The sequence below is a fragment of the Burkholderia sp. YIM B11467 genome (assembly GCF_052952715.1).
Genome location: NZ_JBQVSQ010000009.1, coordinates 62,159 through 88,592, shown reverse-complemented (window position 1 = coordinate 88,592; position 26,434 = coordinate 62,159). Strand labels below are relative to the sequence as shown.

Sequence of the window (26,434 nt, the reverse complement as noted above, 5' to 3'; positions counted from 1 at the left end):
AAAGCAGTCCGAATGATATGCAGGCGTATTGCGCATGATTCATTGATCAACATGCCGTATCGAGCGACGCGTGTCGTCACGCGCCATCCTGACTGACGGCGCGGCCATCAGCGGCTCGCATCCCGTAAGGAAACAACATGATGTTCGTCGTTTACTGTCTCGATCATCCCGATATGGCGGAGCGTCGCAAAACCCACTTCGCAGCGCACAAGGCGCGGTTGCTGGCGTCACCGTTGAAGGCGCGGATCGCAGGGCCGCTCATCGATCCGGACGGGTCGGTGGGCGGGAGCCTGTTTCTCTATGACGCGGACGATATCGAGACCGTGCGGCAACTGGTCCACGAAGACCCGTTCAACACCGAAGGCATCTGGAAGACGGTCGACATCCGGTTTTTCATGAACCGGGCAGACGAGCACTGATGCGCCATTTCGCGTCGTCAACCGTTGACGACGCCTCAACTGCTTCCACTTGCTGCGGACCGCTCAGGCGCTTCCCATGATCCGCGTGCCGAGCGAGATGCCGAGTTCCGACAACGACGCGTTGGTCGTGAGCTGAAGCCCTTCCCAGCGCAACAGCGCCGCGTCGAACGCGGGGCCGCGCGCGACGCCGCGCAGCGCCTCGGCGAGACCGACCGCATTCTCCGCCGCTTTCGCGACGCCCGCGGCCGTGTGTGGCCGGACGAGGCAGGCCGCATCGCCGAGCAACACCGCGCGGCCGAACGCCATGCGGTCGACCGCGAGATCCAGGATCGACTGCGCGAACGGCGCGCGCGTCGCGTCGACGAGCGCGGCGAGCGTCGGCGCCAGCATCCGGCCACCTGCTTCCACGAGTTCGAGCCGGTTATCGTCGCGCATCGCGCCGGGCGGCAGCGAGCCGTCGCGCTGCGTGCCGTCGTGCGCAAGGAACAGCGACGGCAGGCGATCCCGCGCGAGCCGCCGGTACCAGACCCAGTTCACGCGTCGTTTGCCCGGCTCGATCGTGCCGTCGCGGCCGGGCACCAGATAGGTCAGGAACAGATGCGCGTCGCCTTGCTGAAACGTGAAGCGGTCGCGCAGCACCTGCAGCGCCGTGTCGGGAAGATCGTGCTCGTCGACGAGCCCGCGCCACGCGACATAACCGGCGTACTCGGGCCGTGCATCGGGCAGCAGTTGCGCGCGAACGTTCGAGCGGCCGCCGTCGGCACCGACCAGCAGGTCGGCCTGCTCGACGCGGCCGTCCGCGAAATGCGCGATCACGCGATCGCCGTCCTGCTCGAACTGCTCGAACGACACGCCGGCGTGCACGATGCCGGCCGGCAGCGCGCGCTTCAGGGCCGTGTAGATCACGTTCCACGCGGTTTGCGTTTGCGGCATGAAGTAGCGCTGCACGATCCGGTCGTGCTCGTCGAGATAGATCCGGTCGACGGAATCGACGCCCGTATCGCGCGGCACGGGTACGCCGCCGAACGCGAACGCGCGCTCGATCGGCGGTTGCAGCACGATGCCGCCGCCGCGGCTGTCGAGGTCGTTCGGCGATTGCTCGAAGACCTTGACGCGCCATCCGGCCGCACGCAGCGCGGTCGCCGTGAACAGCCCGCCCACCGATCCGCCGATGACGAGCGCCAGCGGGCCTGAAACGTCGCTCATGATGCCTTCCTCCCGATGATCCGTGATGTGCGCGGCCATTCAGCCTTCCCAGTGTTTCAGGAAGTCGAGCAGCAGCGCGTTCACGCGCTCGGGCTGCTCTTCCTGCGGCAGGTGTCCGCACTGTGCGATCGGCTCGGCCCGCAGGTTCGTTGCCATGCTTTCCCAGACGGATTTCATGTCGAACATCTTGCCGACCGCGTAGAAATCCTCGCCCCAGAGGGCCATGGTCGGGCACGCGATCTTCACCTCGGCGTCGGCGAGATCCTGCTTCACGTCCTCCGCGTTCGCACGATAGTCGGCGAGTGCGCCGCGTACTGCGCCCGGGCGCCGATACGCACGGACGTACGTGTCGAACGCATCGCCGGAGATCGCGTGCGGGTTGTAGCACCAGTCGGAGAAGAAATGGCTCAGCCACTCGGCTTCCTTGCCTGCGATCAACGCTTCGGGCAGGTCGGGCACCTGATGGAACAGGAAGAACCAGTACGCGCGCGCCGTTTGCGCGGTCATGTTCTGCGCGACGATGCGCGTCGGCACGTTGTCCATCACGACGAGCCGGTCGACGCGCTCGGGGAAGTCCTTCGAAAAGCGCGTCGCGACGCGCGCGCCGCGATCGTGCCCGACGAGCGCGATGCGGCCGATGCCGAGCGCATCGAGCAGCCCGGCGAGGTCGCGCGCCATGTTGCGTTTGTCGTAACCGGCGGCCGGCTTGTCGGTTTCGCCGTAGCCGCGCAGATCGGGCGCGATCACGCGGTAGTGCCGCGCCAGCGCGGGGATCTGGAAGCGCCACGCGAAGCTGGTTTCCGGGAAGCCGTGCAGCAGGACCACGACGGGCCCGCTGCCGGCATCGATGTAGTGCTGGCGGATGCCGTTCGCGGTGGCGGTGTGATGGGTGATCGAAGGCGTGGCGAGTGTCATGTGACGGTCCCTGTTCGGTTCGGCCTGCGCACGGTCGGACGGGCGCAAATGCCTTTCGAGAATAGGCGAAGCGATCGGCGCGCCGGATAAATTGTTCTGAATTTGTCTTGGCGTGCGCGCAGTCGGTATCGGTCGCTTCACAACGATTAAGTTGTGGCCGGGTGGCCGGGTGGCCGGCGACCTCTAATGCAATCCGACCGACCCAGGAGCCCGAGCGTGAAAATGCCGGATGTCGATTCGACCGTCGTCGAGCGCCGCGCCACGATCGCGCGCGCCCGTCGGCCGCCGCGTCAGGCGCGCCGGCGCCGCCGGGCGGCCGCGTCTGACGCGAGCTGCTTCAGCGTGGCGGGCGTGCCGTGCAGGAACGCGTCGACCAGCCGTTCGATTTCGGTGTCGAGATCGTCGGGCACCGGCAGGCCGTAGACCCATTTGCGGACGCCGAAATAGAAGATGCTCGCGTGCAGGCTCCAGACCAGTTCGATTTCCGCATTGCGCTGGGCCTCCGTCGCCGGCGTGGCGAGGTCGTATTCGTGCCGCAGCTCGCGCAGCACCGGCAGGAACACGCGTTCGCGCAGCCGCGACAGGTAGCGTGTGTTGAACCCCTCGCGGCTGAGCCCCGCGAAGATGAAGGTGCGGATCCATTCGCGCCGCAGGATGGTTTGCGCGTACGCGCGGTAGAACGCGACGAGCCGTTCCTGCAGCGGGACCGCGCGATCGGCGATCAGCTTTTCCCAGTCGGGATTCCACGTGTAGATCTCGTCGTACACGCGATCGATCAGCGCCTCCTTGCTCGGGAAGTACCGGTACAGCAGCGGCTGGGTGACGCCGATCTGCCGCGCGAGCTCGCGCGTGCTGCCCGAAAAGCCGTGTGTCGCGAAGTGCTCGATCGCCTTCTCGACGATCTGCCGCTCACGCGCTTCCGGCGCGAGCCGGCGGCCCGGCGTGACGGCGTTGCCGTCGGCGTCCGTCCCGCGCTCGCGGGCCGGCGTGCTGCGTTTCCTTTCGGTCATTCATCGGCTCCTGATGGCACGCGGCTTAACTATCGATCGAAAAATAACACGATTGGGGCGTCGAGTCTGGCGGCGGCGCGGCTTTTGTGGCGGCGCGGGGCCCGTCGCGGGATCGTCCCGCGACGAATCGGACCGGCAGCCCCGTCCGGCGCTCGGGCGGCGAATTCAGAAAAATTCAGGCCGTCGGCCCATGACTTTAAGGCGCGCCTTAACTAGTCTAGCTCCCGAACCGCCGCATGGGCCGGACGCCAGTCGGCAAGCCGGGCCGGCCGGCGAAACCGGAGCGGAACATGCCTTATCTGATCTCGCCGCGCGCAGGCATTGCGGGCGCCGGCGCAGTCGACACCTTCCAGGAAGCCGGGTCATGCCGCCGCAGCCAGTAACCGCCGGCACCGCCGCCGCGCCCGATCGGGTACGCGGCGAGGACGTATTTCTCGCGTCGATCGCCGGTTATGTCGATACGCTCGGCTTCGTCGCGCTGTTCGGCCTGTTCACCGCGCACGTCACCGGCAACTTCATCCTGATCGGCTCGGGGCTGGCCGGCGTCGGGCAAGGGCTCGCGATCAAGTGGCTCGCGTTTCCGGCCTTCATCGCCGGTATCGTCGGCGCGCGCGTGCTCGACCATCGGATGCGTTCGCTGGGCCACGGCGTGCGCGCGCGTTCGCTGTATGCGCTGCAGGCCGTGCTGCTGGCCGGTTTCATGCTGGCCGGCGTGATGGCATCGCCGATCGCCGACGCCGATGCGCCGAGAACGATTTTGTGCGGCCTGCTCGGCGCCGCGGCGATGGGCGTCCAGAACGCGCATGGCCGGCTGACGGCCCGCTCGGTCGTCGCCAATACGGTGATGACGGGCAACGTCACGCAGGCGGTGATCGATGCGTTCGACTGGCTCGTGCCGATCGCCGCGCCGGCCGAACGGGCCGCCGCGCGCGTGCGGCTGCGACGCACGCTGCCGCCGGTCGCGGGCTTCGCGATCGGGGCGGGCGCGGGGGCGACGGCCTATCTGTATGCCGCCTTCTGGGCGCTGGCGTTGCCGCTCGCGGCGCTGTGCTTCCTCGCTTATCAATCCGGCCGGCCCGACGAGGGGCCGGCGTCACGCTGAATGCGCGCGCGGCATACGGCCGCGCTTGCCACTTTCCAGGAGAATTCGATGATTGCACTGAAGTTGCGACAGGTATTGCGGATGACGGCCGCGTCGACGGCCGTGCTCGGCGCATTGCTGGCGGTTGCGCCGGCCCAGGCCGACGAGACGCGCCTGCTGGAGACCTCGTCCGCGAAGGTGCCGGCCGTCACGGTCGGCCCGCAATACGACACGACGCACGTATGCGTTGCACCGGAAGACTTCGACCGCTTCACCGACAGCTTCGTCGCGACCTTCGGCGGCAAGAAGTCGCAGCAGGGCGTGTTCCAGGTCACGCCGACGCCGAGCCAGACGATGTCGCAGCTCGTGTTCACGCCGTCCGGCACGATTTCGGTGTTCGGCTTCAAGACGCCGATCCCGTATCCGTTCTGCGCGGAACGCACCGGTTATCTCGTCACCGACATGGACGTCGCGATGAAGTCGGCGCGCGCGCACGGCGCGGACGTGGTCGTTGACACGTTCCCCGACCCGATCGGCCGCGACGCGATCATCCGCTGGCCGGGCGGCGTGAACATGCAGCTGTACTGGCACACGCAGGCGCCGAAGTATGACGCGCTGCAGACGGTGCCGGAAAACCGCGTGTACGTGTCGCCGGAAAGCGCGAGCAAGCTGGTGCACGACTTCGTCGCGTTTTCGCGCGGCAAGGTCGTGTCCGACGTGCGCAAGGCGCCGGGCGTCGAGATCGGCCGGCCGAACGATACGTATCGCCGCATCCGCATCGAGTCCGGTTTCGGCAAGATGACCGTGCTGGCCACGGATGGCCATCTGCCTTATCCGTACGGCCGCGAGATGACGGGCTACGAGGTGCCGGATCTCGCCGCGACGCTGAAGCAGGCACAGGCCGCGGGCGTGACCGTGCTGGTGCCGACGTTCACGTCGGACGGGCGTGATGCGGCGCTCGTGCAGTTCCCGGGCGGTTATATCGCCGAGATCCACGCGCGGTCGAAATAATGGGCCGTCGGTCGATGAGACGCGCATGGCGGCGTGTGCTGCCCGCCGCCGTGCTGGCGGGCGGCGTCGCGACGTACGCCGGGACGGCAGCCGGTGCCGAGGATTCCACGGCGCCGGCGCCGGCGCCGGCTTCGAGCGCCGGCGCGACCTGCACGGCGAAGCGGCCGACCCTGCTGTTCAACCGCTGGCAGGAGGACTGGTCGGTGCTCGCGAATCCGTGCGTGCCGCGCAAGCCGCTCGATTCGCTGAAGTACATCCCGCTGGGCGGCGACCCGTCGACCTACCTGTCGCTCGGCGCGAACCTGCGCGAGCGCTTCGAGCTGAACAACGCGCCGCTGTTCGGGCTCGGCGCCGGGCGTGACGACAATTACGTGATCGAGCATGCGACGGTGCATGCGGACCTGCGTTATGCCGGGCACTTCCAGGCGTTCGTCCAGTTCATCGATGCGCGGCCGTTCGGCAAGAACATGGTCACCACGGTGGACAAGGACCAGCTCGACATCGAGCAGGCGTTCGTCGCGTATGTCGACCAGATCGGCGGCGGCACGCTCAAGACCCGCATCGGCCGGCAGGAGATGGCGTTCGACTTGCAGCGGTTCGTGGCGGTGCGCGACGGGCCGAACGTGCGTCAGGCGTTCGATGCGCTGTGGGCGGATTACGAAATCGGCAAATGGCGGCTGATCGGTTATGTGACGCGCCCGGTGCAATATCGCGACGACGCGGTGTTCGACGACGTGTCGAACCGGCACCTGAGATTCGACGGCGTGCGCGTCGAGCGGAGCGGCACGGGCCCCGGCGACCTGTCGGCCTACTGGTCGCGCTATACGCGCGACAACGCGCATTATCTCGACGGGGCCGGCACCGAGCGGCGCGACGTGTTCGACATGCGTTACGCGGGCAAATCCGGCCGGCTCGACTGGGACCTCGAGGCAATGCTCCAGACCGGCCACATCGGACAGGACACGATCGGCGCGTGGGCGTTCGGCGCGCTGGGCGGCTACACGTTCACGAAGACGGCGGGCACGCCGCGCATCGGCCTCCAGGTCGACGGCGCGTCGGGCGACAAGCATCCCGGCGACGGGCGCATGGGCACCTTCAACCCGCTGTTTCCGAACGGCTATTACTTCACGCTCGCCGGCTACACCGGTTACAGCAACCTGATTCACGTGAAGCCGTCGCTGACGTTCAAGCCGGCCACCAACGTGACGGTGCTGACCGCGGTCGGTTTCCAGTGGCGCGAGACGACGGCCGACGCGATCTACGCGCAAGGGATGCAGGTGGTGCCCGGCACGGCCGGCAAGGGCGGTTCGTGGACGGGCATGTATGCGCAGGCCCGCGTGGACTGGCTCGTCAATCCGAACGTGGCGCTGGCCGTCGAGGCCGTGCACTTCCAGATCGCCGACTCGATTCGCGCGCTCGGTGCGCGCAACGCCGACTATGTCGGCGTGGAAGCGAAGTTCGGCTGGTAACGCGGCGCGCCGCGCGGCTCAGTGCGGCGTGCGCGCCAGCGCCTCGACGAAATCGATGAACGCGGTGACGCGCTTCGAGCCGCGCTGATTCGGCAGATAGAGTGCGGTGACGACCGAGCGGGCCGCACCGGGCGTGACGTCGTATTGTTCGAACAGCCTGCGCAGGCGGCCGGACTGCACGTCGGCATCGACCAGCCAGTCGGGCAGCAGCGCGATGCCCGCGCCGTCGAGCGCGGCATCGCGCAGTACTTCGCTGTGATTCGACTTCATGCGCCCGGCGACGATCACGTTCGTCGTGCCGTGCGCATCGACGAACGACCAGGCCTGCTGGTCGCCGCCGAAGTGAAAGCGCAGGCACGCATGGTCGACCAGCTCGCCCGGCGTCGACGGCGTGCCGTGCGCATCGAGGTAGTCGTGGCTCGCGACCACATACCGCTGGAACGTGGCGAGCGGCCGCGCGACGACCTCCGCGGACGGCGCTGCTTCGCCGAGCCGGATCGCGACGTCGATGCGGCCGGTGACGAGATCGACGCGCTCGTCGGTCAGTTGCAGATCGAGGTCGAGCTTCGGATAACGCGCGAGGAAGGCCGCGATGTGCGGCGCGATGCGGCGCACGCCGTACGCGACCGGCACCGACACGCGCAGCGGTCCGGACGGCTCGTCGCCGCGATCGGCGACGAGGGCGTCGGCTTCCGCGAGTTCCTCGAGCAGCCGCTTCGCGCGGGCGTAATAGACGGAGCCGGCGTCGGACAGCGTGACCTGCCGCGTCGTGCGGTTCAGCAGCACGGTGCCGAGCGACGCTTCAAGCGCATCCACCGCGCGCACCACCGACGAAGCCGCGAGCTCGAGACGGCGTCCCGCGCTCGAGAAGCCGCCGGCTTCCGCTACTTCCACGAACGCGCGCAGCGCGGAAAATTTGTCCATGTCGTCTTTGCCTTTGTGCGTGTCGCAACGATGCGTTGCGTGCCGTTGGCATTCTATCGCCGGCCCGCAAGCGCTATCTTCTGAACTGGAAATTTTCAGGAGAAAGCGATGAAACCCCTCGAAGTGACGGTCACCTACGATCTCATCTGCCCGTGGTGCTGGATCGCCGAGCGCAGGCTCGCCGAGGCCATCGACGAAGCCGGGCTGGCCGACGATACGCGCGTCCGGTTCGTGCCGTTCGAACTGAACCCGTCGATGCCGGTGGGCGGCGTGGACCGCAAGGCGTACCGGAGCGCGAAGTTCGGCAGCTGGGCGCGCTCGTTGGCGCTCGACGCGAATGTGGCCGAAGCCGGCCGCGCGGCGGGCCTCGTGTTCGATCATGCGCGGATCGCGCGCACGCCGAATACGCGGCTGGGACACCGGCTCGTCTGGTTCGCCCAGCAACACGGCAGCGCGGTCGCGCTCGTCGATGCGCTGTTCGCCGCGTATTTCCGCGACGGCCGCGATATCGGCGATGCGGACGTGCTCGTCGACATTGCGACCGATGCCGGGTTGCCGGGCGACGCGGTACGCGCGTTCCTCGCGTCCGGCGAAGGGCTCGACGCGGTGCTCGCGCTCGAGGAAGAGGCGGTGCGCGAAGGCATCGCGTCGGTGCCGTCCACGCGCATCGGGCAAACGGTCGTCAGCGGCGCGCAGCCGGCTGCGGTTTTTCGCGATGCGTTGATTGCCGCGCGGCGTGCGCACGATCTGGTCGCCTGAAGCCGGGCCGGGCCGCCGCTGCGGCCCGGCCTTCAGATCGATTCATGTCCCGCTCAGGACACGTGCGGAGCCGGCCGCTAAGCTCGGTGTCGCACGCCCCTCGCTTGCCTGAGCCTGACCGCCAAGCGGGCGTGCAACGTCGCTACGCAACCCGCAAGGAAACGGACATGAAGAACTTGAACTGGCGGGCGCGCACGGCGCGCTCGGGCGGCATGCTGCTCGTCGCGTGGTGCATCGGTCTCCTGGCATCGGCCGCGTTTGCCGGCGAGCCGGTCGGCAAGAGCCAGCCTCCCGGGTTCTACCGGCAAAAGCTCGGCGACCTGCAGATCGTCGCGTTATCCGACGGCACGCACCCGTTCCCGATCGATACAGTGTTCCGCGATGTATCGAAGGACGAAATCCGGCGCGATCTCGACCGCGCGTTTCTCGAGCCGCCGGTACAGGGGTCGATCAACGCGTTTCTGGTCGATACCGGATCGAAGCGGATTCTCGTCGATACCGGCGCCGGCGTGCTGTATGGCGACTGCTGCGGCAAGCTTCTCGGCAACCTGCGCGCGGCGGGTTATGCACCGGAGCAGATCGACGAAGTGCTGCTCACGCACCTGCACAAGGATCATGTCGGCGGCATCGTGTCGAACGGCAAGATGACCTTTCCGAACGCGGTCGTCCGCGTGAACGAGATCGAGGCGAAGTACTGGATCGATCCGCACAACAAGGCGCAAGCGCCGGCGTTCCTGGCATCGTTTTTCGATGCGGCGGCCGCGTCGGTCGCACCGTACATCGCGGCGGGACGCTTCAAGACGTTTCGCGGCGATGCGACGCTCGCGCCCGGCATTCGCGCGGTGCCGATGCCCGGCCATACGCCGGGTCATACGGCCTATCTGATCGAGAGCGGCAAGGCCGGGCTGCTCGCGTGGGGCGACATCGTGCACGTCGCGGCGATCCAGTTGCAGGATCTCGATGCGACCGTCCAGTACGACAGCGATGCCGATGAAGCCCGCCGCACCCGGCGCGACACACTGAGGCTCGTCGCGGACAAGCGTTATCTGGTCGGTGCCGCGCACATCGCGTTTCCCGGGCTCGGGCATTTGCTCAGGGAAGGGGAGCAGTACGACTGGATCCCGGTCAACTACGACGCGACGCCGTTGCAGTGACGGGATGGCGCGTGCGAGCCGCGGCTCGTACGCGCAGGCAGTCAGCGGGTCATCTCGCGCCGCCATGCGCCCGGCGGATGGCCGACGATGCGGGCGAACACGCGGTTCAGATGGCTCTGGTCCGCGAAACCGCAGACGGCCGCGATCTCCGCGAGCGTCATGTCGGTCGTCTCGATCAGTTGCCGGGCCCGGATCACGCGCTGCTCGAGCAGCCACTGATGCGGTGTGCGCCCGGTCGATCGCGAGAAGGCGCGGATGAAATAACCGCGCGACAGATCGCATTCGTTCGCGACTTCCTCGATCGATACGCCGAGGTCCGCCTTTTCCATCAGGAGTTCCTTGGCGAGCGCCGTCTTGGCCGGCGACAGCACGCCCTTGACTTCTTGCAGGTCGCGCGCGTTCGCATTGCCGTAGCGGCGTGCGAGATGCGTGCCGATCGCGAGCCCCATCTGCTCGACGAACAGCGCGTTCAGCCCGCCGGGCACGTCGAGGCTGTCGGCGACGCCGTGCGCGAGATGCCCGAGCACCGCGTCCTGCACGTCGGGCGCGCAGGTCAGGCCGCCGATTCCCGTTCCGTCGTGCTCTCGGCCGAGGTCGTCGAGGTAAGTCCGCGACAGTTCGATGAGCAGGAAGTCGAATTTACCGTACAGGTCCGCGCGGAAATTCCGCGAGAAGTCGCGAATGTAGATCGAGTTGTGCTGAAAGCGCCGCTCGGATTTGCCGGTGCCGCCGTAGATCGTGCGCCGGTGCCCGCCATTCAGCGACACGCCGATCAGGAAACCGCGATCGCTGGCGCCCATCTCGATGCGCTCGAATTGTTCGTCGCGCATGCATTTGCGATGGAGCGTCAGGCCGCCGGTCGACCTTTCAATATCCTTGGACAACAGGCTCGACAAGCATCCGAGCGTGTCTTTCGGCGGCGCCGTGGGGGGCGTGACGAGCGGATCTGGCATGGCGGAAAGTCCTTCGTTGGGGGCGGCGCGCGAGCAATTTTACGAGGAGTTTATACGGCGCGCCCGACAGGCCCAAGATAACTTGAACAAATGTCCGCTAGCTTACGGAATGATCGTACGGATCGATGCGCGCGGCGTGAGGCGCGACCGGCAAGCGAATCCGGTTCCGCGCGCAATATTGCCCTATTTATGTTCGCGCCGTGAGGATTCCGCCGCGTGCCCGTGCGGCGGGCGTCAGCGCATTATTCTTCAAGATTTTTCTTTATACGGCGTTTACACTCGGCCCACTTTTTGAGACTTTGCGCCCGGCCTGCAACGCAATCCGGGTGCGGACTCCCGCCCCGGTGAACCGCCGTGTTCACATGGCGGTCATCGTGGGGAACCTGGAGGCGGCCATGATCCAGATCGGGACGTTGTCGGTGGATTTCGAGCAGCGAGACATTCGCCGTCACGGCGCGTCGTTGCGGATTGGCGCACGCGCGCTCGACATACTTGAAGTACTGCATCGCGCCAACGGTTCCGTCGTGTCGAAGGACGACATCATGGATGCGGTCTGGCCGGGCCTGATCGTCGAGGAAAACCGACTGCAGGTCCATGTCGCGACGTTGCGCAAGGCGCTGGGCGCGAACCGCGACCTGATCAAGACGGTGCCGGGCCGCGGCTACCTGCTGGTCGCGAATGCGCCGGCCGTGCATGACGCGGCGCCGCGCGCGGCCGCGTTGCCGCCCGCCGCCGCGGCTGCCCATCCGGTGCCGCTCGTCGGGCGTCAGGCCGAGATCGGGCAGATCGTCGACATGATCGAACGTACGCCGGTCGTCACGCTCGTCGGCGCGGGCGGCATCGGCAAGACGAGCCTGGCCGGGCGGGTCGCGCACGAACTGCGCAGCCGGTCCAGCGAGCGCGTCCTGTTCGTGGAGCTGGCACGTGCCGCGACGCGCGACGACGTGCTGCTCGCGATTGCCGCGGAACTCGGGCTCGAGACGGATGGCGTGCCCGCAGCCGACCGGATCGGCGATGCATTCGCCGCGTCGGGCGGCCTGCTCGTGCTCGACAACGCGGAGCACGTCGTCGATCTGGTGGCCGACCTCGTCGAAACGCTGACGTCGCGCGCCGCGCCGCTGCGCGTGCTCGTGACGAGTCGCGAACCCCTTCATATCTCGGTCGAGGCCGTGTTTCGCGTGAGCCCGCTGGCGGTGCCGGACGGCAGTGCGTCTGTCGACGAGATCGCGCGCCATTCGGCCGTCGAGCTGTTTCTGGCGCGGATTCGCGCCGCCACGCCCGAGTGCGTGGTCGACGCGGCCGGCGTCCGGGTGATCGGCGATATCTGCCGGCGCCTCGACGGGCTGCCGCTGGCGATCGAACTGGCTGCCGCGCGCGTCGCGACGCTCGGGCTCGAGATCGTCGCGTCGCGTCTCGATGACCGGCTGAACCTGCTGACGGGCGGGCTGCGATCGGCGTTGCCGCGCCACCAGACGCTGCGGGCGACGTTCGACTGGAGCTACGTGCTGCTGGACGGAGCCGCGCGGTCGCTGTTTCGCCGGATGGCCTGCTTCATCGGCCCGTTTACGTTCGATGCCGCGCGTGAGGTCGCGATGGCTCCCGGCATGCCGGCCGCCGAGATGATCGCGGTGCTCGGCGAACTGGTCGCGAAGTCGCTGGTGGCCGTCGAGTTCAACGGCGCGCAGGCGCGCTACCGATTGACCGAATCGACGCGGGCATACGCGATCGAGAAGCTGCACAACGAGGGCGAATTCGACGCCATCGTCGAGCGTCATGCGCGCTATCAACGCGAGCAGGCGGAAGCCCGGATGCAGGCTCAAGCGGAAACGGAAACGGAAACGGAAACCGCGCAGCCGGCGAGCCCGGATCTTGCCGTGGACGAGCCGGCGCTGCCCGAGCCCGCGACGACCGAACCGCAGGCGCCGGAAGCCGACGCGCTGGTGCTCGGGTTGCTGGAGCCGGCGCGAATGCGCGAGTGTTCGATCCCGGCGAAACGTGCGCTCGACGCCATCGAGGCCGCGGCGCCCGAGGCCGTCGACGCCGCGAGCGAGATGCGCTTGCGCGCGGCCTATGCGTCGGCGCTGCTGCATACCGATGGCGATACGCAAATGGCCGCCTCGATGTGGGACCGTACGCACGGTCTCGCGGGCCGGCTCGGCGACGATGCGTTCGACGCGTGCGCGCTGGTGGGGCTGTGGAACACGATGCTGACGCGCTCCGACATTCACGAATCGTTGCGCTATGCGACGCGCTTCGAGCGCGCTGCCGAGCGGCGTGGCGACCGGTCGCAGCGCCTGCTGGCGAACGCGATGGTCGCGACCTCGCTGCATTACTTCGGCGAGCATGCGCAGGCGCGCGAGCGGCTGGAAGCGGCGATGGCCGAACTGGCCGAGGCCGGCGAGCCGTCCTGCGCGAAAGCGGCGCTCGGCATCGACGTCGCGACGCTCGGCCGCACGATGCTGACGCGGCTGGTATGGATGCAGGGCGATCCTGAATACGCGATGCGACTGGCCGCGCAGGCGGTCGAACACGCGCGCCGCAGCGGCTCGGGGCTGGCGTTGTGCGTCGTGCTCGGCGCGGCGGCGGTGCCGATTGCATTGCGCTACGGCGATCACGACGCGATCTCCGATTATCTCGCGACGCTTCGAGCGACGGCCGACGCGAACGGGTTCGACATCTGGCGCAGTCATGCGGAATGTCTCGCCGGACAGTTCGACATGCAGGCCGGACATCCGGGCGCCGGGCTCGCGCGGCTCGAGCCCGCGCTGCGGAGCATCGAGGCGAGCGGATTCCGGCGCCTGCTCGTGCCGGTGGTCGTCGCGTATGCGGAAGGGCTCACGCGCACCGGCCGGGCGGCCGAGGCGCGGGCGAAGCTCGACGCGACGCTCGCGCGCTGCCGCGGGCACGGCGAACATCTGTTCGTGCCGGAACTGCTGCGCGCCCGAGGGCTCGCGATGCTCGAACAGGCCCGCACCGCCGACACGGATCTCGCGGCCGCGTGCGAAGCGGACGGGCACCGTCATCTGCTGCTGGCGATTCACACCGCGAACGGGCAAGGCGCCGCGATGTGGGCGCTGCGCGGCACGCTGGACCTCGCCGATCACCTGATCGAGCGCGGGCGCACCGGGCAGGCGTCGTCGCTGGTGGCCAACCTGTCGGGGCATTTCGATCCGCAATCGCGCGCGTTCGACGTTCGCCGACTGGCGCGGGTGCAGAGCTTTGTGCGCTCCACGGAGGCGACGCCGTCGACGAGCCGTGCGCGCATGCGGCTCGGGGCGGCCGACGCGATGCAGTCGGTGGCGTAACGGCGCACCGCGCCCGCGCAGGCAACCGTCGCGCCATCGTGCCGCGGCGCGTGGGCGCGATCGATCAACGTTCAAGGGGAGTGTGGATGGTCCGTGTATCGTCAAACCGGGGGCATGCCGTGTGCGACCGTACGCCGGCTTTCGGCGCAAGCAGGAGGCCTGACGGTGCTTAAGGCGACGGAATCCGCGGAATCGGCGGACCTCATCGTTTTCAACGGCAAGATCGCGACGCAGGACGACCGGCAGTCGTTCGTGACCGCGCTCGCGGTGAAGCACGGCCGGATCCTCGCGACCGGCAGCGGGCACGAGGTGATGCGTCATGCGGGTGCCGATACGCGTCGCATCGACCTGAACGGCCGCACCGCGATCCCGGGGCTGAACGATTCGCACCTGCACGTGATTCGCGGGGGCCTGAACTTCAACCTGGAATTGCGCTGGGACGGCGTGCCGACGCTGGCTGAAGCACTCGGCATGCTGCGCCGCCAGGTGCTGCGCACGCCTGCGCCGCAGTGGGTGCGCGTGGTCGGCGGCTGGACCGAATTCCAGTTCGCGGAAAAGCGCGGGCCGACGGTGGCCGAACTCAACGCGATCGCGCCCGACACGCCGGTTTTCATCCTGCACCTGGGCGACAGCGCGCTGCTGAACGCGGCCGCGCTGCGCGCGATCGGCTACGGCCGCGACACGTCCGATCCGCCGGGCGGCGAGATCCAGCGCGATCGCCTCGGCAGGCCGACCGGCATGCTGATCGCGCGCCCGGACATGGGCGTCCTGCATACGGCGCTCGAGCACGGCCCGAAGCTCGGCCATGCCGACCAGATGAATTCGATGCGGCACTTCCTGCGCGAATTGAATCGCCTCGGCGTGACGAGCGCGATCGACGCCGGCGGCGATTTCCAGGCTTTTCCGGACGACTATGCCGCCATCATGGCGCTCGCGAAGCGCGGCGAACTGACGGTGCGCATCGCGTACAGCCTGTTCGTGCAGCATGCCGGCCGGGAACTCGACGACTACGCGCGCTGGGTGACGCTGGCGCAGCCCGGCGACGGCGATGCGTTCCTGCGGATGAACGGCGCCGGCGAACTGCTGGTGTATTCCGCGGCCGATTTCGGGAATTTTCTCGAACCGCGCCCCGACCTGCCCGACGCGCTCGAGGCGGAACTGGCCGAGGTCGTCCGCCTGCTGGTGCGGCATCGCTGGCCGTTCCGGCTGCATGCGACCTACGACGAATCCATCGGCCGTTTCCTGAACGTGCTCGAAGCCGCGAACCGCGAGACCCCGTTCAACGGGCTGCGCTGGTTCTTCGATCATTGCGAGACGATTTCGGATGCGAACATCGCGCGTATCGCGGCGCTCGGCGGCGGCGTGACGGTTCAGCACCGGATGGCATTTCAGGGCGAGTACTTCATCGCGCGCTACGGCGCGGCAGCGGCCATGCGCACGCCGCCGATCCGCGCGATGCTGGCGGCCGGACTGCCGGTCGGCGCGGGCACCGACGCGACCCGCATCGCGAGCTACAACCCGTTCGTGTCGCTGTACTGGATGGTGTCCGGGCGCACGGTGGGCGGTACCGCGCTGTACCCCGAATGCAACCGGCTCAGCCGGATGGAAGCGCTGCGCCGCTACACGGTCGGCAGCGCGTGGTTCTCGAACGAAGACGATTGCAAGGGTGCGCTGGTGCCCGGCCAGTACGCGGATTTCGCGGTGCTGACGGACGACTACTTCACGATCGACGAGTCGCGGATCCCGCAGCTGTCGTCGGTCCTGACGATCGTCGACGGCAAGGTCGTGCATGCGGACGACGAGTTCGGCACGCTGGCACCGCCGCCGCTGCCGGTCAGCCCCGCGTGGTCGCCGGTGGCCGAATTCGGTGGCGTCGGCGATCGTCGTGCGGGTGTGCCGGCGCAGTCGCGCGCAGCGGCCGGCAACGGCGCGGACGCCGGTTTTGTGCGCGGTCACGGGCGTCGTTTCGCGCAACGCCTGCATGCGGCCGCAACGGGGGCCGTCGAGCAGTGCGAAGCATTCGTTCAGCCCGGTGTCGCCTTTTAGGTCGACGTGTTTCAGCAGGAATGTCGGCTGCCTCGGCCCACGCCGCGCGAAGCATGACAATTTTCCGCCCCCGGCGTGGGGCAGAAGGAGGCGAGATGAGTTCTGCGCATACGTGCGCATCGGCCGATGACGAAGTCGCGGGTGTCCGCATCCCCCGGACGCCGATGGCGATCGAGGCCGCCGAAGCGGCACGCGCATCGCTGCCGCGGGTGATGACCGACCACGCGTGCCGAGTGTTCGTCCTCGCATCGCTTGCCGCGCGCCGTGCAAGCGAGGTCCTGGATGCCGATGCGCTGTACGTGGCCGCGATGTACGCGAACATGGGATTGAGCGCCGCGTATTGCCGTTCGACCGAGCGCTACGAGCTGGACAGCGCCGATGCCGCGCAGGCGTTCCTGCTGCGGCATCAGACGTCGCAGTGCATGCGCAACGACGTGTGGCGTGCGATCGCGCTGCATACGACGCCCGGCGTGGCGGCGCGCGTGTCGCCGCTGGCGCGTGCGTTGGCGGCCGCCGTATCGACGGACCTGATGGCATCCGACTTCGACGCGTATTCGGCGGACGAACGCCAGGCGCTGCTCGCCGCTTACCCGCGCGGCGACGGGTTCAGCGACGCGTTTCTCGATGCGATCGCACGCGGCGTCGCGCACCGGCCCGCGACGACGTTCGGCACGTGGAGCGCCGATGTGCTCGAGCGGGCCGATCCGGATTTCCAGCGGCCGAATTTCTGCGGACGCGTGCTCGGTGCGCGCTGGAAGGACGCCTGAAGGCGTCCGTCCGGAAGCGCGGGCCAACGACGGCCGTCGCTGCGAGGCTCAGGCGGTCCGCTCTGCCGCGTCGTGACGCGCGTAGTCGACGTAGCCCGAGTGGTCGCCGCCATACCAGCCGACCGACTTCGGCGCGGCGAGCGGCGCATTCGCCGCGATACGCTCGACCAGATCGGGGTTCGCGATGTACGCGCGCGCAAACGCGACGAGATCGGCGTCGCCCGCATCGATCAGCGTATTCGCGGCTTCCGGTGCGATGCCGCCGTTGACGATCAGCGTGCCGCGGTAGGCCTTGCGCGTGTTCTCGACGATCCGCGGCAGGTCGGGCTCGCCGCTCCAGCCGTTGGTGTCCGCCGCGTGCACGTAGGCGACGCCGGCTTCGTCGAGCATGCGGCCGACGTACGCGTACGTCGCATCCGGATTCGCGTCGCGCACGTTGTTGTATTTCGCGTACGGCGAAATGCGCACGCCCACGCGGCTCAGCGGCATCACGTCGCCGACCGCGTCGATGATTTCCTCGAGGAAGCGCGCGCGACCCGCGACCGAGCCGCCGTAACGGTCGTCACGGCGATTCAGCGTCGACGACAGGAACTGGTGCGGCAGGTAGCCGTTGGCCGCGTGGATCTCGACGCCATCGAAACCGGCCGCCATCGCGCGGGTGGCCGCGCGGCGGAACTCATCGACCGTGCCGGCGACTTCGTCGGTCGTCATCGCGCGCGACGGCGTCGCGTGAATCTTCGTGTAATAGCCGTTCTGCAACTGCGCCCACACCTGCAACTGTTCGAGATCGTCGTTGACGCCCGACGGCGACAGCGGTGCGTCGCCGCCGAGCAGCGTCAGCGAGCTCACTCTGCCGCCGTGCCACAGCTGCGCGAAGATGCGGCCGCCGTTCGCATGGACCGCGTCCGTGATCTGCTTCCAGCCGGCCGCCTGCTCGTCGGTGACGAGCCCCGGCGTCAGTTCGAACGACGCGGAGGCCGGGCTGACGTTGGTTGCCTCGGTGACGATCAGCCCGGCGGACGCGCGCTGCGCGTAGTACTCGGCCATCAGGTCGGTCGGCTGGCCGCGCGACGGGGCGCGCGAACGCGTCATCGGCCCCATCACGACACGGTTCGGAAGCGGCAGGCCGCGCAGATCGTAGTTGCTGAGCAGGGAAGACATGATGATTTCCTTTTGCGTGGAGCAGGGCGGCGCCGCGTATCGTCCGGTTGCAACCGGCGCCACGGCGGGCCCTGCGGTAAGTTCGGAATGACGTGGGTGATGTGGGTGACGTGCCGGCGGCGTTCCGGCGCGCGAAGCGCCCAGGCGGGGTTCGCGCGTGAACCGGTGCCGGCGCCGGTTCAGGTCGCGGCGTGGCGTTCCGCGTGCGGACGGCCGATTGCGAGGTAGTGGACGAGCGCGACGATCGGGAACGCACCGGCGACGGCGGCGACGAGCGGCCAGCCGCCATGCTCGTACAGCGGGCTGGCGAGCGCGGAGCCGATGGCGCCGCCGACGAAGATGCTCGTCATGTACAGCGCGTTCAGACGGTTGCGGCTCGCGGCATGCAGCGCGTAGATCTCGCGCTGGCCGAGCACCATGTTCATCTGCACCGCGAAATCGAGCACGATGCCCGTGACGACCAGGCCATACAGGCCGGCGCCGTGGATCAGCGTGACCGCATACGACAGCGTGCCGGCGACCAGCGCGATCAGCGTGGCCCGCACGGTGTGGCCGGCATCCGCGAGGCGGCCGGCGACCGGTGCCGACGTCGCTCCGATCGCACCAACGAGCGCGAACAGGCCGATGGCGGTTTGCGACAGGCCGTAGTGACGCGTCAGCTCGACCGGCACGGCGGTCCAGAACAGGCTGAACGACGCGAACATCAGGCCCTGGTAGAGCGCGCGATGGCGCAGCACCGGCATCGTGCGGACCAGATGCAGCAGCGAGCCGATCAGTTCGAAATAGGTGGCGCGATGATCGGGCTGGCGCGACGGGATCGTCAGTGCCAGCACGGCCGTCACGAGCGTCATCAGCACGGCGGCGGCCGCGAACACGAAGCGCCAGCCGAACGCGTCGGCCACCACACTCGACAGCGGGCGCGCGAGCAGGATGCCGAGCAGCAGCCCGCTCATGATCGTGCCGACCACCCGGCCGCGCGAATGATCCGGCGCGAGGTGCGCGGCGAGCGGCACCAGGATCTGGACGGCGACCGAGCTGAAGCCGACCAGCAGCGAAATCGCGAGAAACAGCCCGGGCGTCTGGACGACCGCGGCCGCCGCGAGGCTCGCGATCGACACGACGGCCGTGACGATCATCAGCTTGCGGTTCTCGAGCAGGTCGCCGAGCGGCACGATGAAGAACAGGCCGAGCGCGTAGCCGATCTGCGTCAGCGACACGATCAGGCTCGCGGTTTCGCCGGACATGTGCAGGCTCGGCGCGATGAGTTCGGTGATCGGTTGCGCGTAGTACAGGTTCGCGACGATCGCGCCGCAACTGAACGCGAACAGCAGGATGAGGCCCTGCGTGAGCTTGGCGGCGTGCCCGTGGGCCGCGACCGGGGTGGATTCTGCTGACATGGTCGACTCCTTGAAAAGTGATGTCGGGTGCTCGTTCATCGGGCGGGCGTTGCGATGGCCGTCGCGGCGAAACGGAAGCCGCCGCATTGCCGTCAAGATTATTGATCGATCGATAACAAGGGAATACGCCCGGGGCGCAATCGAGCATTGCGCGCCACGCAAAGGGGGCGAACCGTGGGCGGGTTCATGCGCACGCGCCGAGGCCGACATCGGTCGCGAACCGCACGCCGGCGTTGGCGAGGCCGGCCGACGCGACCCGGCGCGCGGCGGCCCAGGACGCGGTGCGTCTCGTGACGTCGTGCGCGCCCGATGGCAGCGCCTGCGCAAGGGTGACCGCGTCGGCGAGGGCCTTCGACATGCCGGATGCCGTATGGGGCCGCAGCGTGCAGGCCGCGTCGCCGACGAGCGCGATGCGGCCGTTGGCGAAGCCGGGGCTGAAGACGTCGAAGACGGCCTGGACGGACGGCGCGGCGGTCGCGTCGACCAATTGCGACAGCACCGGCGGCAGGCGCTCGCGCGCGAGCGCGCCGAGCGCCGCGTGTGCATGGGTCGACAACAGGCCCGGTTCGGCCGACGCGTCGTGCAGGCGGCCGCCGAGGTCGGCCAGATGGCCGCGCATTGCGTCGAGGTTCGGTTCGGAGCGGTACCAGATCCAGTTGAAGCGCTGCGCGCGCGGCCCCGGCATGCCGTCGGCGGCGGGAATCTGGAACGCCATGAACAGTTCGCCGGACTGCCGGTAGAGTGTCAGGTTCTCGACCAGCATTTCGATGGTCCCGGCATCGAACGCGGCTTCGTCGACGACGCCGCGCCACGCGAAGTAACCGGCATAGCGCGGCGTATAGCCGGGAAACAGCGCCGTGCGGATGCGCGAGCCCGCGCCTTCCGCGGCGACGAGCAGGTCCACCCGTTCGCGCGTCGCGCCGATCTGCAGGTCGACGCCGTCGGGGTCGCGGTTCTCGACCGTCACGGGGCTGTCGTACCGGATCATCCCGTCCGGCAGCATCGCGCACAGCGCGCGATAGACGATGTCCCACGACGAGAACGGCAGCCATTGGCACGCGTCGTCGACGATGCCGCCCGCGCGGTCGATCCAGCGCCGGCGGCGCGTCGGGACCGTCGCGATCGACAGTCGTTGGCCGCCGTGCGCATCGAGAAAGGCCGTCATGCGGCGCAGGACCGCGACACCGCCGCCATGATCGGGCACGCGCCGGTCGCGGCGCTCATGGACGACGACCTCGTGACCGATGCAATTCAGCGTGACGGCGGCGGCCAGGCCCGTGATGGAGCCGCCGGCGATCGCGATCTTCATGATGCGCCTCTCGAAACGGGCCTCCGGCGCGGATATCGCGGGTAGCGAAGCCCCATGAGAGCAGTCTGGATCGAGCCGACTGAATAGTCCTAAACCGCGTCTTAAATCAATTGATTTATGTGGTGCGCGCGGCGGCGCGAGGCGGTGGGCTTCAGCTGCGCTTGCCCTGCAGCGTCGGAATCTGCGCGAACAGCGACGAGAGCCAGTCGACGAAGACCTTGAGCTTGACGGGCGTATGCCGATTGGGCGGATACAGGATCGAGATCGGCCGCGGCGGCGTGTTGAAATCGGTCAGCACCTCGCGCAGTCGCCCCGATTGCAGATACGGCTCGACCAGGTACAGCGCGGTCCTGATCAAGCCGATGCCCGCGACGCCGCACGCGATGTAGGCGTCGGCGTCGTTGACCGCGACCGTGCCGCACATCTGCACGATGCGCGTTTCGCCGTCGACGATGTAGTCCCACGGGCGCGGCCGGCCCGTATCGGCCGAGATGTGGCTGACCGCGACGTGCTGTGCGAGATCGTCCACCGTTTCGGGCACGCCGAATCGGTCGAGATACGTGGAGGACGCGCACGTGCAGGTCGTCAGGCTGCCGATCCGTTTCGCGACCAGGCCCGAATCGTCGAGCGCGCCGATTCGCACCACGCAGTCGACGCCTTCGCCGACGAGGTCGATCTGGCGATCGGTCACGCCGAGCTCGACCATGATGCCCGGATGGGCGGCGAGAAACTCGGGCAGGGCCGGTATCATGATCTGCTTCGCCATGGCCGGCGGCAGGTTCACTTTCAGACGGCCGCGCGGCACATTGCGCGCTTGCGACACCGATGCCTCCATGTCGTCGATCTCGCGCAGCACCGCGACCGAGCGTTCGTAGTACGCCTGCCCGTCCTCGGTCAGCGAGATCCGGCGCGTGGTGCGGTTCAGCAGCCGGCAGCCGAGATGCTGTTCGAGTCCGCTCAGCAGCGCGGACACGCGCGGCGTCGTCAGCCCGGTCGTGTCGGACGCGCGCGTGAAGCTGCCCGTCTCGACGATGCGCGTAAACACGCGCATCGAAAGCAAGGTATCCATCGTTCAGAAATCTCCAGCCTGTTGGTTGCCGGCACCGGTGCGTGCCGGCGCGGCTGTTGTTTTGAGGTGCCGCTACGCATCGATGCGCTTCCTGAGCCCGTCGCCCGCGAACGGCATTTCGCGCATCCGCTGGCCGGTCGCGTCGAAGATCGCGTTGGCGAGCGCACCCGCGGTCGGCCCCATCGACGCCTCGGCCGCACCGAGGAACGGTGCGCCCGGCCGGTTGATCAGGTGCACCTTGATGCTTTGCGGTGCGGCGCCGAAACGCAGGATCGGATAACTGCTCCAGTCGAAGCTGCGGATGCGCTGCGTATCGTATTTCAGTGCCTCATACAGTGTCCAGCTTGCGGCCTGCACGATGCCGCCTTCGATCTGGTTGCGGATGCCGTCCGGCGATACGACCTGGCCGGCGTCGACCGCGACTTCCGCGTGATCGAGCGTCACCTGGCCGGTTTCCGGCACGACCGAGATGTCGATCGCGATCGCGACGTAGGCCATCAGGTTCTTGTATCGGCCGAACGCGAAGCCGACGCCGCGGTTGCGCTCGCGTGGCGGCCGCGGCCAGCCGAACTTGGTCGCGACGAGCTGGATCACCTGACGCGCGCGGTGATCCTGCATGTGCCGCAGCCGGAACTCGACGGGATCGATGCCGGCGGTATGCGCCAGCTCGTCCATGAAGCTTTCGATCGCCCAGACGTTCGTGTGCGCGCCGAGCGAGCGCATCGCCGACGTCTGCAGCGGCATCGTCGGCGAGAAGTTGTTGACGATGTGCATCTTCGGCAGCGCATACAGCGGGATCGCGTTGCGATCGCCGCCGCCCTCGGGCTGCAGCATCGGCGTCGACGGCGCGGAGACGAACGGCGGCTCGAGCATCCGAGCGGGCAGCAGCCGGCCGGCATTGACGATGCGCTCATTGTGCGAACTGCTCCACAGCGCGTAGTTCCAGTCGACGATGCGGCCGCCGGCGTCGAGCGACGCGCTGAGCTCGGTGATCATCGCCGGCGTGAAGTGGTCCCACGTATGTTCCTGTTCGCGCATCCACTGGACGCGGATCGGCTTGCCGGGCATCGCCGCCGCGATCAGCGCCGCGTGCGCGGCCACGTCGTCCGCGCCGTTGTGCCCGTAGCAGCCGGACCCTTCGGTGTGAACGCAGCGGATGCTCGCCTTCGGCATCGACAGCATCTCGGCGAGCGCGTCGCGCAGCGGGTAGACGCCTTGCGAGTGGGTCCACACGGTCAGCGTGCCGTTCTCGAGATGGGCGACCGAGCAGGACGGTCCGATCGAGCCGTGCAGCAGGTAGTTCTTCAGGAACGTGGCGCTCAGCGTTTTCGTTGCCGGCGCGGTGTCCGCATGCGTATTGGCGATCTCGATGCGTTGCGTCGCGATCCGCTTCAGGTCCTGATGCACCGTCGCGCGATCGGGCAGCGCCCGGCCGCCCGACCAGTGGCAACTCGCGGCCAGCGCGCGCTGCGCGACGACCACCTGCCATTCGCCCTGCGCGACGACCGCGAGCATGCTGCCGTTGCGCACGATCCGCACGACCCCCGGCATCTTCTGGATCGCGGCTTCGTCGAACGACTGCAGTTTGGCGTCGTACACGGGCGGCATCACGACGCGCGCATGCAGCATGCCGGGCAGTTCCATGTCCTGCACGTAGCTGACGCCGCCCGTGACCTTGTTCGGAATGTCGACGCGCGGCAGCGACGTGCCGATCACGGCGAACGTCGCCGGGTCCTTCAGCGGGGAAGTCGGCGTCGCGTTGCGATGCAGGTCGACGGTGCGGACCGCGTCGCCGTAGCGCATCGTGCGGCCGTCCGGCGCCTTGATGACCGCGTCGGCGACGGTGAGCAGGCGCGCATCGACGCCGAACTGCTTCGCCGCGCCTTCGACCAGCAGCCCACGCACCTGCGCGGCGGCGTTCAGCAACGCGGAGCCGCTGTCCGCCATCGTGTGGCTGCCGGCGGTCAAGCCCTCGTCCGGCGACGCGCCGGTGTCGGCGGTCAGGAAGGTGATCAACGAAGGCTTCATGTTCAGCTCTTCGGCCGCCACCTGCAGCAACGCGGTGCGCACGCCGGTGCCGAGTTCGACCTTGCCGGTGAACACGGTGACCTTGCCTTCGGGCGTGATCTTGATCCATGCGTCCAGCAGCGGATTGGTCTTCAGGCTGCCGGCCAGCGTCTGGGTGGCCGTGGACACGTGCACGGCGGCGCCTTCGTCCGCGATCACGACCTCGGCGGCGGCGCGAGCGGCCGGTGCGAGGCTGAACGCGACGAACAGCGCGCCGGAGATCATGAAGTGCCGGCGGCTTTCGTCGATGTCGTCGGGTGGGTTCATCAGAGCCCCTTGCTGATCATGACGGGAGCGGCTGCCGGCTCCGGGTCCGGCATGCCCGCGACCTGGCGTACGGCCGCCAGGATCCGCATGTGGGTGCCGCAACGGCACAGATTCGGTTCCATGTGGTTGCGCAGCTCGCGTTCGGTGGGTTTCGGGTTGCGTTCGAGCAGCGCTTGGGCGCGCATGATCATGCCCGCGATGCAATAACCGCACTGCGCCGCCTGATGATCGATGAACGCTTGCTGAAGCTTGCCCGGATGCTCGGCGGTGCCGAGGCTTTCGAGGGTCCTGACGCGGCGCTCGCCGAGCGCGGCGACCGGGATCAGGCACGAGAACATCGGCTTGTCGTCGACGATCACGGTGCACGCGCCGCATTGACCGAGGCCGCAGCCGAACTTCGCGCCGTGCAGGTGCAGGTCGTTGCGCAGCGCGTAAAGCAGCGGCGTGGAAGGATCGATGTCGAGCGTGTGCCGCACGCCGTTCACGGTGAGGTTGATCATCGCGCGCTGTCCTCCTTTCTGAGTTTCGCGGCCAGGGTGTCGATGCCGCTCCACGCGGGGCGATCGGAGTACGTTTCGCGGAGGTAGGCGGCGAGGTCCGCGATCTGCGCGTCGTCGTACTGGTCGAGGTAGGACGGCATGTAGTTGAGTGTGTCCTCGCCATGCCAGCCGATCCCGTTGAACATCATCTGGATCGCGTTGCGAGGCGTGTCGGCGGCGACCGCGGTGCTGAACGCGAGCGTCGGGCGCTCGCCGATCGACTGCATCGGCGATGCCGGCCCGTGGCACTGCGCGCACGACGCCTCGAACAGCACCGAGCCGCGCTGCGCGGCGGGCGTCGTCGCGGTGCGTTCGGCCGCGCTCGTCGCAGGCCGTGCGGCGGCCGGCTTCTGGATCGACAGGATGTAGGTCGCGATGGCCTCGACATCCTCGGTGGGCACCGTTGCGAGATCGCGCGTGACGGGGAGCATCGGACCGGCGGCCGCGCCGTGTTCGCTCGCGCGGCCGGTGCGCAGGTACGTCACCAGTTGCGCCTGCGTCCACGGGTGCACCGCGTTGCCGAGCGCGTTGAGCGGCGGAGCATCCCAGCCGTCGACGATGCCGCCGTCGAACGCCTTGCCGGTCTCTTCACCGCCGATCGCATTCAGCGGCGAATGGCAGGACGCGCAGTGGCCGAGGCCGTCGACCAGCAGCTTGCCGCGATTCCATTGCGCGGATTGCGACGGGTCCGGCACGTACGCGCCTTCGCGCAGGAACAGCACGTTCCAGAACGCGACCAGCGGCCGGAAGTTGAGCGGGAAGATCAGGTCGTTCGCCGGGATCTTGGTTTGCACCGGTTCGCGCGTCATCAGGTACGCGTACGCAGCCGAGATGTCCTGGTCGGACATCCGCGTGAAATGGATGTACGGAAAGGCCGGGTAGAGCGGGTGGCCGTCGCGGGCGATCCCGGTGCGCAGCGCGCGTGCGAAGGCGTCCTGCGACCAGCGGCCGATGCCGGTGTCGGCATCCGGCGTGATGTTGGTCGCGTAGATCGTGCCGAACGGCGTCGCGAGCGGCAGCCCGCCGGCGAACGGCTTGCCGTCCTTCGCCGTGTGGCAGACGACGCAATCGCCCAGCGCGACCACGCGCGCGCCGGCCCGGACGAGCTGCGGATCGAACGACGCACGGGCAGGCGGATCGATCGGCGCGATCGACGGCCGAACCATGATGCCGATCGCGACCGCCAGGCCGACGATCGCGACGCCTGCCGCGCCGATCCAGAGTCGTTTGTGCTTCATGCGTGCTCCACGCGAATCGGTTCGTCGTACCGGATTCGACGCGCAGGGCATTCGGATCGATGTCGGCCGGGCATGTCCCACCGGCGAACGCGTGCGGCACCGCGGATCCGCGGGTCGCCACCGACCGTCCGGCGTGCGCGGCTTTGCATCGAGGCGCTCGACGCGGTTATTTCGCGTGCGACGGTCGCGGGCCGGCCGTGCATGACCGATCGATTCGACCGTCTTGCACGGCGGCAGGGATTTGCGACGGAAGTCATGTCGTCTCTCCAGGAAGGGCGCCACGCGCAGGCAATCACCCGCGCAACGGCTCGTGAAATCAGTCTACCCGTCCGATTTCGCTAATTCCTGAAGCGGCACTGAAACGTTCT

General features: G+C 68.3%; 21 protein-coding genes. 9 read left to right on the top strand and 12 right to left on the bottom strand.

Annotation, left to right across the window (positions count from 1 at the left end):
• Positions 1 to 137: 137 nt before the first annotated feature.
• The gene (locus ACTRWB_RS27655; protein ID WP_412023942.1) at positions 138 to 419 is read left to right on the top strand and encodes a YciI family protein; all 282 of its coding nucleotides are present in this window, start codon (positions 138 to 140) and stop codon (positions 417 to 419) included.
• 63 nt (positions 420 to 482) lie between these two features.
• Here ACTRWB_RS27655 and ACTRWB_RS27650 read toward each other — a convergent pair whose 3' ends face one another.
• The 3 genes from ACTRWB_RS27650 to ACTRWB_RS27640 form a co-directional block, all read right to left on the bottom strand.
• Positions 483 to 1,625 (bottom strand): FAD binding domain-containing protein, encoded by a 1,143-nt coding sequence (locus tag ACTRWB_RS27650; RefSeq protein WP_446903702.1) that lies wholly within the window; start codon positions 1,623 to 1,625, stop codon positions 483 to 485.
• A 39-nt stretch (positions 1,626 to 1,664) separates the two neighbouring features.
• Positions 1,665 to 2,540: an alpha/beta fold hydrolase gene (locus tag ACTRWB_RS27645; protein ID WP_446903701.1), complete on the bottom strand. Its 876-nt coding sequence runs from the start codon at positions 2,538 to 2,540 to the stop codon at positions 1,665 to 1,667.
• 290 nt (positions 2,541 to 2,830) lie between these two features.
• Positions 2,831 to 3,550: a TetR/AcrR family transcriptional regulator gene (locus ACTRWB_RS27640; RefSeq protein WP_446903700.1), complete on the bottom strand. Its 720-nt coding sequence runs from the start codon at positions 3,548 to 3,550 to the stop codon at positions 2,831 to 2,833.
• A 364-nt stretch (positions 3,551 to 3,914) separates the two neighbouring features.
• On the opposite strand from ACTRWB_RS27640, the gene ACTRWB_RS27635 reads away from it, so the two are divergent.
• The 3 genes from ACTRWB_RS27635 to ACTRWB_RS27625 are packed head-to-tail and all read left to right on the top strand — an operon-like array spanning position 3,915 to position 7,111.
• On the top strand, positions 3,915 to 4,652 hold the full coding sequence (locus ACTRWB_RS27635; protein ID WP_446903699.1) for a YoaK family protein: 738 nt from the start codon (positions 3,915 to 3,917) through the stop codon (positions 4,650 to 4,652).
• A gap of 48 nt (positions 4,653 to 4,700) precedes the next feature.
• Positions 4,701 to 5,642, top strand: a complete 942-nt coding sequence (locus ACTRWB_RS27630) for a glyoxalase (protein WP_446903698.1) — start codon at positions 4,701 to 4,703, stop codon at positions 5,640 to 5,642.
• 14 nt (positions 5,643 to 5,656) lie between these two features.
• Positions 5,657 to 7,111: an alginate export family protein gene (locus tag ACTRWB_RS27625; RefSeq protein ID WP_446903697.1), complete on the top strand. Its 1,455-nt coding sequence runs from the start codon at positions 5,657 to 5,659 to the stop codon at positions 7,109 to 7,111.
• Positions 7,112 to 7,129: 18 nt separating this feature from the next.
• On the opposite strand, the gene ACTRWB_RS27620 is transcribed toward ACTRWB_RS27625, so the two are convergent.
• Positions 7,130 to 8,035 carry a LysR family transcriptional regulator gene (locus ACTRWB_RS27620; RefSeq protein WP_446903696.1) on the bottom strand — a complete coding sequence of 302 codons (906 nt, stop codon included), beginning with the start codon at positions 8,033 to 8,035 and terminating at the stop codon, positions 7,130 to 7,132.
• Between the two features lie 108 nt (positions 8,036 to 8,143).
• On the opposite strand from ACTRWB_RS27620, the gene ACTRWB_RS27615 reads away from it, so the two are divergent.
• On the top strand, positions 8,144 to 8,794 hold the full coding sequence (locus tag ACTRWB_RS27615; RefSeq protein WP_446903695.1) for a DsbA family oxidoreductase: 651 nt from the start codon (positions 8,144 to 8,146) through the stop codon (positions 8,792 to 8,794).
• Between the two features lie 212 nt (positions 8,795 to 9,006).
• Positions 9,007 to 9,948: an MBL fold metallo-hydrolase gene (locus ACTRWB_RS27610; protein ID WP_446903849.1), complete on the top strand. Its 942-nt coding sequence runs from the start codon at positions 9,007 to 9,009 to the stop codon at positions 9,946 to 9,948.
• A gap of 41 nt (positions 9,949 to 9,989) precedes the next feature.
• Here ACTRWB_RS27610 and ACTRWB_RS27605 read toward each other — a convergent pair whose 3' ends face one another.
• Entirely contained in the window at positions 9,990 to 10,901 is a 912-nt protein-coding gene (locus ACTRWB_RS27605; protein WP_446903694.1) for a helix-turn-helix domain-containing protein, read from the bottom strand.
• Between the two features lie 395 nt (positions 10,902 to 11,296).
• On the opposite strand from ACTRWB_RS27605, the gene ACTRWB_RS27600 reads away from it, so the two are divergent.
• The 3 genes from ACTRWB_RS27600 to ACTRWB_RS27590 all read left to right on the top strand — a co-directional run bounded on the left by ACTRWB_RS27600 (position 11,297) and on the right by ACTRWB_RS27590 (position 17,019).
• A complete protein-coding gene (locus ACTRWB_RS27600; RefSeq protein WP_446903693.1) occupies positions 11,297 to 14,206 on the top strand; it encodes an ATP-binding protein in 2,910 nt (969 codons plus the stop codon).
• 165 nt (positions 14,207 to 14,371) lie between these two features.
• The gene (locus ACTRWB_RS27595; RefSeq protein WP_446903692.1) at positions 14,372 to 16,252 is read left to right on the top strand and encodes an amidohydrolase; all 1,881 of its coding nucleotides are present in this window, start codon (positions 14,372 to 14,374) and stop codon (positions 16,250 to 16,252) included.
• A 95-nt stretch (positions 16,253 to 16,347) separates the two neighbouring features.
• A complete protein-coding gene (locus ACTRWB_RS27590; protein ID WP_446903691.1) occupies positions 16,348 to 17,019 on the top strand; it encodes a phosphohydrolase in 672 nt (223 codons plus the stop codon).
• 48 nt (positions 17,020 to 17,067) lie between these two features.
• Here ACTRWB_RS27590 and ACTRWB_RS27585 read toward each other — a convergent pair whose 3' ends face one another.
• From ACTRWB_RS27585 to ACTRWB_RS27555, 7 genes are all read right to left on the bottom strand, one after another.
• Positions 17,068 to 18,180 (bottom strand): alkene reductase, encoded by a 1,113-nt coding sequence (locus ACTRWB_RS27585; RefSeq protein WP_446903690.1) that lies wholly within the window; start codon positions 18,178 to 18,180, stop codon positions 17,068 to 17,070.
• A gap of 179 nt (positions 18,181 to 18,359) precedes the next feature.
• A complete protein-coding gene (locus ACTRWB_RS27580) occupies positions 18,360 to 19,577 on the bottom strand; it encodes an MFS transporter (RefSeq protein WP_446903689.1) in 1,218 nt (405 codons plus the stop codon).
• A 184-nt stretch (positions 19,578 to 19,761) separates the two neighbouring features.
• Positions 19,762 to 20,886 carry an FAD binding domain-containing protein gene (locus ACTRWB_RS27575; protein ID WP_446903688.1) on the bottom strand — a complete coding sequence of 375 codons (1,125 nt, stop codon included), beginning with the start codon at positions 20,884 to 20,886 and terminating at the stop codon, positions 19,762 to 19,764.
• A gap of 151 nt (positions 20,887 to 21,037) precedes the next feature.
• Complete coding sequence (locus ACTRWB_RS27570; protein WP_419688861.1) at positions 21,038 to 21,955, bottom strand: LysR family transcriptional regulator; 918 nt, start codon at positions 21,953 to 21,955, stop codon at positions 21,038 to 21,040.
• A 72-nt stretch (positions 21,956 to 22,027) separates the two neighbouring features.
• Positions 22,028 to 24,289, bottom strand: coding sequence for a molybdopterin cofactor-binding domain-containing protein (locus tag ACTRWB_RS27565; RefSeq protein WP_446903687.1), 2,262 nt, complete (start codon positions 24,287 to 24,289; stop codon positions 22,028 to 22,030).
• On the bottom strand, positions 24,289 to 24,789 hold the full coding sequence (locus tag ACTRWB_RS27560) for a (2Fe-2S)-binding protein (protein WP_412023964.1): 501 nt from the start codon (positions 24,787 to 24,789) through the stop codon (positions 24,289 to 24,291). Before ACTRWB_RS27560 ends, ACTRWB_RS27565 begins: the two co-directional genes overlap by 1 nt.
• Entirely contained in the window at positions 24,786 to 26,066 is a 1,281-nt protein-coding gene (locus tag ACTRWB_RS27555; protein ID WP_446903686.1) for a c-type cytochrome, read from the bottom strand. Before ACTRWB_RS27555 ends, ACTRWB_RS27560 begins: the two co-directional genes overlap by 4 nt.
• Positions 26,067 to 26,434 lie beyond the last annotated feature (368 nt).